Source organism: Thauera sp. 63 (genome assembly GCF_000310165.2).
GTDB lineage: Bacteria > Pseudomonadota > Gammaproteobacteria > Burkholderiales > Rhodocyclaceae > Thauera > Thauera humireducens.
Genome location: NZ_AMXC01000003.1, coordinates 89,876 through 100,674, shown reverse-complemented (window position 1 = coordinate 100,674; position 10,799 = coordinate 89,876). Strand labels below are relative to the sequence as shown.

Genomic DNA, 10,799 nt, shown 5'->3' with positions numbered 1-10,799 from the left:
TATTCCTCAAACGACAACGGAGTTCACGCGTCAGGGGTCGGGCATCCCCAAAAAACGAACGCGCACAAAAAAGCCGGGCGCGCGCGCACCGGCTTTGTGGTTTGCACCAAAGTGGTGCATATAACGCTTTTTGGTGACCGTTTCAGCGAAATTGTGCTGCTGCATGCACCATTTCGGTAACCGCCACCAAAGATCTTCTTGACAAAAAACTATACGCCCGTGAAACCACAGGTTCAAGATTTTTTTTGCACTGCGGCACGCCATTTCGGCAAATTGTTCCACGACATGAAACACGACGGCGGCGTCAGTGGATCTCACCCACCGCAAACAGCCGACGATGCTCCTTCATCGCATAGCGGTCGGTCATGCCTGCAATGTAGTCGGCGATCGCCCGCGGCTTGTCGTCGCGCGCCCTGGACTGATACTGCGGCGGCAGGATGTGCGGATCGTCCATGAATGCGACGAACAGGTCACTGATGATGCGGCGCGCCTTGTTGGTCATCCGCAGCACCTGGTAGTGGCGATACAGGCTCTCGCGCAGAAAAAGCTTGAGCTCACGCAGGCGCGGCAACAGGCTGTCCGAGTAAGCCACGAGGCGCGGCGCGGCGCGGACGTCGTCGAGCGTGAGCACGCCTGCGGCGGCGATGTTGGCGCGCGTCTGCTCGAGCAGGTCGATCACCATCAGGTGAATCATGCGCCGCACGGTTTCGTTGATCAGCTTGCGCCCTGCAAGACCCGGCCAGCGTGCCTCGACCGCGCGCCGCTGGGTCGCGAAGAGCGCCACATCCTCGAGTTGCTCGAGCGTGATCAGCCCCGAACGCAGCCCATCGTCGATGTCGTGATTGTTATAGGCGATCTCGTCGGCAAGGTTCGCGAGTTGCGCTTCAAGCGAGGGCTGGAAGCCATCGAGGAAGCGTCGTCCAACGTCACCGAGCAGTTCGGCGTTGGCGCGGGAGCAGTGCTTGAGGATGCCCTCCCGCGTCTCGAACATCAGATTCAGGCCGTCGAAGGCGGCATAGCGATCCTCGAGCAGGTCAACCGTGCGCAAGGACTGCAGGTTGTGCTCGAAACCGCCGTAGTCCTTCATGCATGCATTCAGCGCTTCCTGTCCCGCATGACCGAAGGGCGTGTGCCCGAGGTCGTGCGCCAGCGCGATCGACTCGGCGAGGTCCTCGTTGAGATTGAGCTGGCGGGCGATACCGCGGGTGATCTGCGCGACTTCGATGCTGTGGGTGAGCCGGGTACGGAACAGGTCGCCTTCGTGATTGACGAACACCTGCGTCTTGTACTCGAGCCGTCGGAACGCTGTGGAATGAACGATCCGATCGCGGTCGCGCTGAAACTCGCCCCTCGCAACCGGAGCTGGCTCGTCGTGGGCCCGCCCACGTGAATTCGATTCGGAGACGGCATAGGGGGCGAGTTGCAGCATCGTTTCGTCCTCGATTCAGGAAGGAGCGGGTTTGAAGGCGGCGCATCTGCACGCCGGCCCTGTCGGCGTCACCTCAGCGACAGCGCACCTCGATGGCCCTGCCAATCTCGGCTGGCACCGCGTCGCCATGGATCACGCCCTGCCCCAATGAGCGCAGGAGGATCAACCGCAGCCTGCCCGCCTCAACCTTCTTGTCGTGGGCCATCAAGTCGAGGTAACGCTCGACCCCCAGCCTCGGACCATACACCGGCAAGCCTGCGCGCTCGAAAAGCGCTGCGACACGGGCAACGTCGGCCTCGGTCAGCCAGCCCAGGTGTCGCGAAAGCTCGACCGCCATCATCGTGCCGGCTGCAACCGCCTCGCCGTGCAGCCATTCGCCATAACCGAGTCCGGTCTCGATGGCATGCCCAAAAGTATGGCCGAGATTGAGCAAGGCGCGCTCGCCCTGCTCGGTCTCGTCGGCCGCCACCACCTCGGCCTTGTTGCGACACGAGCGCTCGATCGCGTACGCCAGCGCATCCGGCTCACAAGCTACGAGGCGCTCGAGGTTGCGTTCGAGCCAGCCCAGGAACTCGGCATCCCGTATCAGGCCGTATTTGATGACCTCCGCGAGCCCTGCGGAAAGCTCGCGTGCAGGAAGAGTGCTCAACGTGTCGATGTCGGCCAGCACCAGCCTCGGCTGGTAGAAGGCGCCAATCATGTTCTTGCCCAGTGGATGATTGATCGCGGTCTTGCCACCCACCGACGAGTCCACCTGGGCCAGCAGGGTGGTCGGGATCTGGATGAAGGGCATGCCACGCTGATAGCACGACGCGGCAAAACCGCCCATGTCTCCAACGACCCCGCCTCCGAGCGCGATGAGCGTGGTCGAGCGTTCGCAACGCTCAGCCAGCAGCATGTCGAAGATGCGGTTCAGCGTCGGCCAGTCCTTGTGCGCCTCGCCATCGGGCAGGCTGACTGCGCTCACCTGCACCCCCGCAGCCTCGAGCGCAGCGCGCAGGCGGTCGAGATAGAGCGGTCCGACCACGTCGTTGGTCACGACGGCCACCCGCCGGGTCCGGAGGTGCGGCAGGATCAGGTCGGCGCGATCGAGCAGGCCGCGGCCGATGTGGATCGGATAGGCGCGATCGCCCAGGGCAACGTTCAGCGTACGCATGGCGTCTTCTTCACTTTCTGCAGCGCATTTTCGATCATCCGCACCATCGCCCCCGGATTGCCGCGCCCGCCCTCCACGATGAGGTCCGCGACCTCACGATAGAGCGGATCACGCGCGAGGTAGAGTTCCTCGATGCGCTGGCGTGGATTCTCGACCTGCAACAACGGACGGTTACGGTCGTGGCGGGTGCGCTCGAACAGGACCTGAGGGGGAACGTTGAGGTAGATGACGACACCCCGCTCCCGCATCAGATCACGATTCTCGGGCGTCGTCACGACACCCCCACCCGTGGCGATAACGATGTCGGGCTCCCGGGTAAGCTCGTCCATCATCAGCGTCTCGCGGCGACGGAACCCAGTCTCGCCTTCGATCTCGAAGATCGTCGGCACGCTCACGCCGGTCCGCGCCACGATCTCATGGTCGCAGTCGGCGAACCGGACATTGCGCCTGCGCGCAAGCTCCTTGCCAACGGTGGTCTTGCCGGCCCCCATCATGCCGATCAGTATCAAGCAGGTCACGCGCGAATCGCCGGAAGTCCAGATGAAAAAGGGCGGGCACCCTCTCGGGATGCCCGCCGCGGCATTGTATCAGCAGCGTGAAGGACTTACCGCAGGGTCAGCGCATCAGCGACGATACGCGGCGTGATGAAGACCAGCATTTCACGGCGTTCGGAGTTCTTCATGTTGGTCTTGAACAGATGGCCCAGCACAGGGATGTCGCCCAGCAGAGGAACCTGCTCCGTCGTGCTGGTATCAGTCTCCTCGTAGATGCCACCGATCACGACGGTGCCACCGTTCTCGATCAAGACCTCGCTCTTGACCTTCTTGGTATCGATCGCCGGGCCTGCGCTTGTATCTTCGCCACGCGAATCCTTGTTCACTTCGATCGACAGTTGCAGACGACCGTCCGGGGTAATCTGCGGCTTGACCTTCAGCGACAGCACGGCCTTCTTGAACGAAGTACTCGTAGCACCCGAACTGCTGGCCTCCTGGTACGGAATCTCCGTACCCTGCTCGATCAGTGCCTCCACTTGATTAGCAGTCAGCACGCGCGGACTGGAGACGAGGCGAATCTTGCCATCAACCTCCTGTGCCAGAACCTCTAGATTAAGAAAGCGCGTCAGACTACTGTTGAACAGAGTGAGGTTCAGGGCGCCAAATGCCGACTGAAGCGAACCGGACCCACTGGTTACACTTTCACCAACATTACGACCAAACTCAGACTGCGGCTTCATACCGGGGCGGTTAATCTCGATCGGGTTGGCAGCAGTAAACTCGGACGACCCAAAACCCAGCCTCCCCCCGCCACCCAGCTTTCGCGTGGACCGATCCCCATACCCCAAACGAACGCCCAGATCTCGACCAAAGGTCTTGTTGGCCTCGACAATCCGAGCCTCGATCAGCACTTGCCGCGGTGCAATGTCGATTTCCTGCACGAGCCGCCGCAGGGATTGCAACCGCGACGCCACGTCGGTGACGAACACCTTGTTGCTGCGCTCATCGACGACCACACTACCGCGCTTGGACAGGATTGTCTGGTCCTTGCTCTTGAGGAAATCAAAGATCTCCTTGGCCTTGTGGTAGTTGATCTGAAAGCTTTCGGTCGCCAGCGGCTCCAGATCATTGATCTGCTGCTTCGCCTCGAGCTGGAGCTTTTCGCGGGCAGCAAGCTCATCGCCCGGCGCGATCCAGATCACGTTACCGTTCTTGCGCATATCCAGGCCCTTGGCCTGCAGGATGATGTCGAGCGCCTGATCCCAGGGCACATCCTTCAGCCGCAGGGTAAGGCTGCCCTGCACTGAATCGGACGTGATGATGTTGAAATTGGTGAAGTCGGCAATAACCTGCAAAACCGAGCGGACATCGATATTCTGGAAGTTGAGCGAGAGCTTTTCACCCTGATACTGCCCGCGCGTGCCCTGCACGAGCTTGTTCGGATCCTCGACGACGCGCTTGACCTCAAGCACGAACCGGTTGTCGCTCTGATAGGCATTGTGCTCCCACAAGCCATTGGGCGTCACCGTCAGGCGAACCTTGTCGCCCATCTGCTGCGCGGACATCGACGTGACCGGCGTACCGAAATCAGTGACATCGCTGCGACGACGCAAATGCTCGGGAAGCGAGGCGCCCAGGAAGTCCACCACGATGTTTCCACCCTGCTGGCGAATATCGATACCGGTATCGGGGCTGCCAAGATCAACAACGACCCGCCCCTCGCCGTCCTTGCCGCGGCGGAAATTTACGTCGCGCACCCCCTGTCCGACCGCGGCTGTCGAGCGCGATTCGGCGAAGTTGCCCTGTGCCTGCGCCACGACACTGCCCTGCATCTCCTGCACGCTGGCGGGGCGGATTGCGATCACCACGCTGCGACCATCGATACGGACGTCATGGGGGTTCATCTTGACCATGTTCAGCACGACGCGCGTCCGGTCGCCCGCCTGGACAATGTTGGCACTGCGCAGATCGCCCTGTTCGATTGTCTGGGTCGTGCGCCCCAATGCATTGCCGGTCGCCGGGAAATCGAATGCGATACGCGCCGGGTTCGCCACGCTGAAACTCGGCGGCGGAGCACTCAACGGCTCTTTCATCGTCAGGCGGACATAGAGCGTACCCCCCTGTTCGGCGACTTCGAATCCTTCAATCTGGTTGGCAAAAGCCTGCACCTGCGCGGCATCCTGCGCGAGTACGGTGGGAGCGGGCGCAATGCCCGCGCAAGCGGCTGCCAGCAGCAGCATTCCGATGCGGTGTTTCATTTTCCGGCCTCCTGCCGCTCCTGCAATGTCAGCGCACTGGTCCGCTCGACCCAATCGCCATGCACGTCTTCGACGAGTTCCTTCAGTGTCACTTCGTTCTCGCTGATCTTGGTCACGACACCGAAGTCCTGCCCCATGTGATTCCCCACCTTCACCTGATGGAGGTTCTTGCCGGCCAACACCAATGCGTGGGAATTCTGCCCTTGCATCAGTACGCCCACCATGCGCAAGGACTCGAGCGGGTATGCCTCAAGGGGCTCCTTTCGCCGCTCCATGTCAGGGCGCAACGCAGTGTTCGCCGCACGCTTCTCGACTTCCATCCGCCCCGTACGGAACGGGTCATCTCCTGTCGTGCCCTGGTAGGAAACGACCGGAAAAGGCTTGATCTCAGGTAAAGGCTTGACCGAACCACGCATGGCTCGTGCCTGCTCGCCCATCCAGGCCTGAATGTCCTGCTGTTCGCCACCAGAGCAGCCGGCGACGAGGACGGCGCAAGCGACGAATGCCGCCTTGTTCATCGTTTCTTCCCCTTCGCAGCCTTGGCAGCCTGTCGTTGTTGCGCCAACTCATCCTCGTCGAGATAGCGATAGGTGACTGCCTTGGCCTCCAGCTTCAGACGCCCATCCTTCTCCGTACTCATCGCGATGTTGTTGAGAGTGACGATCCGCGGCAGCCCGGCGACATCGCTCGCGAACTCACCCAACTCGTGGTAACCCCCGGTCACGCGGATGTCGATGGGCATCTCGGCGTAGAACTCCTTCACGAGATTCGCACCCGGCTTGAACAGTTCGAACTGCAAGCCACGCCCCAGACCTGCCTGGTTGATGTCGGCAAGCAGCGAATCCATTTCTGCCCGGTTGGGCAACTGTTTTAGCAAGGCCCCGAACTGTCGGTCGATCTCCGCGAGTTGCCGCTTGTGCTCTTCCAGGTTAACGGCCTGCCGCTTCTTGCTTACCCAGCTATCGCGCAACTGCCGCTCCTCCGCTTCGCGCTGAGTGAGCGTGTCAGCTTGATGCTGCCAATCGAACCACCAGAACGCGCCCAGCGTGGCCGCGAACAATGCCAGCATGACCGCAACGCGCGGAGCCAGCGGCCACAAGCCGGGATCACTCGAGTCGAGCCCCTTGAAATCCCTGGCCAGACGCTGAAAGTCGAACTTTCGCACCGTCTTCTGTGTGTCCAACATCTTCATTTTCGCGCCCCCTTGCCCTTGGCCGCAGGCGCGGGCTTCTGCTGGACCGGCTCTTCGGTCTTGGGTCGCTCGATGTTGATCCCGAGCGTGAACTCACTGACCCGCCGCCCCTCGACAGTCGATGCCTTAACCTCCACCAGCGTAGGCCGCTCGAGGAATGGGGACTCCTCCAGGTTCCGCATCAGGTGCGACACCCGGGCATTGGATTGCGCGTAGCCAACCAGCGTCACCCGCGCTCCCGCCTGCTTGACGGACTTCAGATAAACGCCTTCAGGCATTCCTCTGGCGAGTTCGTTGAATATATGCACAGCCTCGGAGCGCGTCCCCTGCAGCGACTCGATGACCTGCTTGCGCGCAAGCAAGGAATCAATCTGTTCCTGAAGACGACGAATTTCGGCGATTTCCTGGTCGAGCTTGGCGATCTCGGCCTTGAGAAAGGCGTTACGAGCCTCCTGCCGCTCGATATAGCCCGAATAGACAGAATGGACGATGAAGCCGATGAGTGCGCCAATGACGACCATCGCCACCGAGAAGCCATAAAACCGCTGCTTGCGCAGCTTTCGCTTCTCGGCGCGGTGCGGAAGCAGGTTGATCCGTATCATGCGTCGAACCTCCGCAGGGCGAGACCGCAGGCCACCATCAGCGAAGGCGCATCAGCCAGCAGATTCTTCGGCCGCACCTTCGATGAGACGGTCATGCCGACGAAAGGATTGCCGATGATGGTCTCGACCTGGGTGCGAGCGGCCACCACCTCGGCCAGCCCAGGCATGACGGCGCATCCCCCGGCCAGAACAAGGTGATCGACCTGGTTGTATTGGGTGGAGGTGAAGAAGAACTGCAGCGCCCGGGATACCTCGAGGGCAAGACTGTCCATGAAGGGGCGCATCAACTCGCGCGAGTAGGTATCGGGCAGCGCCCCCGCGCGCTTGGCCACCTCGGCCTCATCGATGCTCATTCCGTACTGCCGGGCGATATCCTGGGTCAGCTGATTGCCACCGAACGCCTGCTCCCGCGCATACACCTGCTGCCGATTGCGGAAGACCGTGACATTCATGACGTTGGCGCCAACATCGACCAGACCGATGACCTTGTCTTCACCGCCATTGGGCAACTGGCGGCTGACGAGCTCAAGCGCGGACTCGGTCGCCAGCGACTCTACATCGACCACGGTCGCCTTCAGGCCCGCCGCCTGCGCCACCGCAACGCGGTCCTCGACCTTGTCCTTGCGGGAAGCGGCGATCAGCACCTCGAGTTCGTCGGGGCTGCCCGGCGCCGGACCGATGACCTGGAAATCCAGGTTGACCTCGTCGAGCGCGAAGGGGATGTACTGATTCGCCTCGGACTCCACCGAGAGCTCCATTTCCTGCTCTCGCAATCCCGTCGGAAGGATGATCTTCTTGGTAATGACTGACGAAGCGGGCAGCGCCATTGCGACATTGCGCACCCCAGGGCCGAAGCGACGCAAGGCACGCCTGACGGCATCGCTCACCGCCTCGAGATTGGCAATATTGCCGTCTGTGACCGCATCACGCGGCAAGGGCTCAATGGCATAGCGCTCGACTTTGTAACCTTCCTTGTCCCCCCCGGCGAGCTCAACCAGCTTGACCGATGAAGATGAGATATCGAGCCCAGCAAGCTGATTTGCAGCAGAGCCGAAAAAGGGGAGTTCAATCACAAAGAAAGTCCTTACATTTCTTTATGTTACGAGTCAAAGCTGACTTTTGTCATGAAATGCTATCAACAAGACCCGATACATGTAAAGGGAACTGTTTCACAACTAACGACTGGAAACAGCATCTCTGAAGGGCATCCCGTATAATGCGCGCCCTATTGACATCAATGTGGACTGCTGATGCGCTGGGTCCTTTATCCGGTCGCGGCGCTGCTGGCGCTTGCAATTCTCGGCCTGGCGACACTCGCGGCAGTGTCGCTCTTCGCCTGGCCGAACCTCCCCTCCCTTGACGCGCTGACCGATTACCGTCCGCGTGTCCCGTTGCGAGTATATACGGCAGATGGGCATTTGCTTGGAGAGTTTGGCGAGGAGCGGCGCGATGTCGTTCGCATAGCCGAGGTTCCCTCGGTGCTCAAGCACGCAATCCTTGCAGCCGAAGACGAGCGCTTCTACGAGCACGCCGGCGTGGATCCCGTTGGGATTGCGCGAGCGGCACTGGCAAACCTGACGTCGGGCGGCCGCGGGCAGGGCGCATCCACCATCACCATGCAGGTTGCGCGAAATTTCTTCCTTACGCGCGAAAAAACCTACAATCGCAAGCTTTACGAAATTCTACTCGCGCTCAAGATCGAGCATGAGCTCAGCAAGGATCAGATCCTCGAGCTCTACATCAACCAGATCTACCTGGGACAGCGCGCCTACGGCTTCGCCGCCGCCGCCCGCGCCTACTACGCAAAGACGCTGGACGCACTCACGCTGCCCGAAGCCGCGATGCTTGCGGGGCTTCCCAAGGCACCATCGGCCTTCAACCCGATCGTCAACCCGGCGCGCGCGACAGTGCGACAACAGTATGTATTGCGCCGCATGCTCGAGGCCGGATTCATCGGACGCGACGCCTTCGAGGAGGCACTTGCGGTCGCAACGCCAACGCGTAGTCAACGCGACACGCATGTTGCGCGAGCACAACAAGACAACAGCATCCACGGCGAGTATGTGGCCGAAATGGCTCGTCAGATCGCGGTCGAGCAGTTTGGCGACCAGGCCTATGAGCTGGGCATCCGGATCGTGACGACCATCACGCGCAAGGATCAGGAAGCGGCCTACGCGGCACTGCGCAAGGGTGTGCTCGATTACGACAGGCGACATGGCTATCGTGGTCCGGAGGCATTCGTCGACCTGCCACAGAGCGGCGTCAGCGATGAACGTCTGGATGAGGCACTGTCGGACATCAACGATCACGATGACCTGCTGGCCGCGCTGGTGTTGCAGGCCTCCCCGAAAGCCGTGACGGTCTACCGCCGCGGCGAAGAAATCACGATCAGCGGCAACGGCCTGCGCTTTGCCGCGCCGATGCTCGCAGAAAAGGCCCCACAGACAAGGCGAATCCGCCGCGGCGCGATCATCCGGATCCGCGATACGGGTGACAAGACCTGGGAGATCGCGCAACTGCCGGAAGTGCAGGCCGCACTGGTTTCCGTCGCCCCGAAGGATGGCGCGGTGCGCGCCCTGGTCGGCGGCTTCGACTTCGCCCGCACGAAGTTCAACCACGCCACTCAGGGGCAGCGCCAGCCAGGGTCGAGCTTCAAGCCGTTCATCTACTCGGCCGCACTCGAACGCGGCTACGGCCCCGGACACGTGGTCGCCGACGATCCGCTCTACTTCCCTGCCGGCGTGACGGGCAGCCAGGCGTGGGAGCCCAAGAACTACGATGGCAAGTTCGCGGGGCAGATGACTGTGCGCGACGCTCTCACACGCTCGCGCAACCTGGTGTCGATCCGACTGCTGCAGGACATCACGCCAGTCTTCGCCCAGGATTACGTTGGACGCTTCGGGTTCGACCCAGCCAAGCACCCGCCTTACCTGACGATGGCGCTGGGCGCCGGTAGCGTCACGCCGTGGGAAATGGCCTCGGGCTACGCCGTGTTCGCCAACGGCGGATTCCGCATCGACCCCTATGTCGTGAAGGAGATCTACGACGGCAATGGCCGCCTGGTCGCGCGCACCGACCCTCCCGTGGCGGGGCAGAGTGCGCCACGCGTGCTTGATCCGAGAAATGCCTGGCTGATGGACTCGATGATGCAGGACGTGATGCAGCGAGGAACGGCTGCGCGCTCGCGCAGCCTCAAGCGCAACGACCTGGCGGGCAAGACAGGCACGACCAACGACTATCTGGACGCCTGGTTCTGCGGCTACAACCCGGATGTTGTCGCCATCACCTGGGTCGGCTACAGCCAGCCGCGCAATCTCGGCCGTGGCGAAACCGGCGGCGCGGCGGCATTGCCGATCTGGATCAACTACATGAGCAAGGCGCTGGAAGGCAGCCCGGAGGCCCAGCGCCCGCGTCCCGACGGCCTGGTCCAGATTCAGGCCGGAGACGGCAGCCGGATGGATTACCAGTACGCCGAATACGAGCCGCCGGAACCTCCGCTTGCCCCCGACTGGCTGCGGAACATGTTTGCATCCGACGATCAGGGCCCTGCGCTCGAGGCGCCTGAAGAAGCCATTCCGCCGACGCCCATCCCCCTCAGTCGCCCGATTCCAGCCGCGCAAGCACCTGCACCGGTCGAAGACCGCATGCCGGTGCCCATCCGGCGCTGA

10 protein-coding genes are annotated in these 10,799 nt (G+C 61.8%); 1 reads left to right on the top strand and 9 read right to left on the bottom strand.

What is annotated here, in order from left to right; genetic code table 11:
* Nucleotides 1-30: 30 nt before the first annotated feature.
* The 9 genes from C664_RS20590 to C664_RS04270 all read right to left on the bottom strand — a co-directional run bounded on the left by C664_RS20590 (nt 31) and on the right by C664_RS04270 (nt 8,204).
* Entirely contained in the window at nt 31-282 is a 252-nt protein-coding gene (locus C664_RS20590) for a hypothetical protein (protein WP_157353948.1), read from the bottom strand.
* Between the two features lie 22 nt (nt 283-304).
* Entirely contained in the window at nt 305-1,429 is a 1,125-nt protein-coding gene (locus C664_RS04305; protein ID WP_004253799.1) for a deoxyguanosinetriphosphate triphosphohydrolase, read from the bottom strand.
* Nucleotides 1,430-1,502: 73 nt separating this feature from the next.
* Nucleotides 1,503-2,585: a 3-dehydroquinate synthase gene (gene aroB, locus C664_RS04300; protein ID WP_004253795.1), complete on the bottom strand. Its 1,083-nt coding sequence runs from the start codon at nt 2,583-2,585 to the stop codon at nt 1,503-1,505.
* Nucleotides 2,573-3,103 carry a shikimate kinase gene (locus tag C664_RS04295; protein ID WP_004253792.1) on the bottom strand — a complete coding sequence of 177 codons (531 nt, stop codon included), beginning with the start codon at nt 3,101-3,103 and terminating at the stop codon, nt 2,573-2,575. Before C664_RS04295 ends, aroB begins: the two co-directional genes overlap by 13 nt.
* Before the next feature lie 86 nt (nt 3,104-3,189).
* Nucleotides 3,190-5,337 carry a type IV pilus secretin PilQ gene (gene pilQ / locus C664_RS04290; protein ID WP_004253790.1) on the bottom strand — a complete coding sequence of 716 codons (2,148 nt, stop codon included), beginning with the start codon at nt 5,335-5,337 and terminating at the stop codon, nt 3,190-3,192.
* On the bottom strand, nt 5,334-5,855 hold the full coding sequence (locus C664_RS04285; RefSeq protein WP_004253787.1) for a pilus assembly protein PilP: 522 nt from the start codon (nt 5,853-5,855) through the stop codon (nt 5,334-5,336). The genes pilQ and C664_RS04285 overlap by 4 nt, the downstream gene beginning before the upstream one ends.
* Entirely contained in the window at nt 5,852-6,529 is a 678-nt protein-coding gene (locus C664_RS04280) for a type 4a pilus biogenesis protein PilO (RefSeq protein ID WP_004253783.1), read from the bottom strand. The genes C664_RS04285 and C664_RS04280 overlap by 4 nt, the downstream gene beginning before the upstream one ends.
* Entirely contained in the window at nt 6,526-7,131 is a 606-nt protein-coding gene (locus C664_RS04275) for a PilN domain-containing protein (protein ID WP_004253781.1), read from the bottom strand. Before C664_RS04275 ends, C664_RS04280 begins: the two co-directional genes overlap by 4 nt.
* Entirely contained in the window at nt 7,128-8,204 is a 1,077-nt protein-coding gene (locus C664_RS04270) for a pilus assembly protein PilM (protein ID WP_004253778.1), read from the bottom strand. Before C664_RS04270 ends, C664_RS04275 begins: the two co-directional genes overlap by 4 nt.
* Before the next feature lie 177 nt (nt 8,205-8,381).
* Between C664_RS04270 and C664_RS04265 the strand changes: the two genes are divergently transcribed.
* Nucleotides 8,382-10,799: a penicillin-binding protein 1A gene (locus C664_RS04265; protein ID WP_004253776.1), complete on the top strand. Its 2,418-nt coding sequence runs from the start codon at nt 8,382-8,384 to the stop codon at nt 10,797-10,799.

Excerpts from the sequence above, each read along its gene's own strand:
- C664_RS04305 (WP_004253799.1), bottom strand. The coding sequence starts at position 1,429 with ATGCTGCAACTCGCCCCCTATGCCGTCTCCGAATCGAATTCACGTGGG.
- aroB (WP_004253795.1), bottom strand. The coding sequence starts at position 2,585 with ATGCGTACGCTGAACGTTGCCCTGGGCGATCGCGCCTATCCGATCCAC.
- pilQ (WP_004253790.1), bottom strand. The coding sequence starts at position 5,337 with ATGAAACACCGCATCGGAATGCTGCTGCTGGCAGCCGCTTGCGCGGGC.
- C664_RS04285 (WP_004253787.1), bottom strand. The coding sequence starts at position 5,855 with ATGAACAAGGCGGCATTCGTCGCTTGCGCCGTCCTCGTCGCCGGCTGC.
- C664_RS04280 (WP_004253783.1), bottom strand. The coding sequence starts at position 6,529 with ATGAAGATGTTGGACACACAGAAGACGGTGCGAAAGTTCGACTTTCAG.
- C664_RS04275 (WP_004253781.1), bottom strand. The coding sequence starts at position 7,131 with ATGATACGGATCAACCTGCTTCCGCACCGCGCCGAGAAGCGAAAGCTG.
- C664_RS04265 (WP_004253776.1), top strand. The coding sequence starts at position 8,382 with ATGCGCTGGGTCCTTTATCCGGTCGCGGCGCTGCTGGCGCTTGCAATT.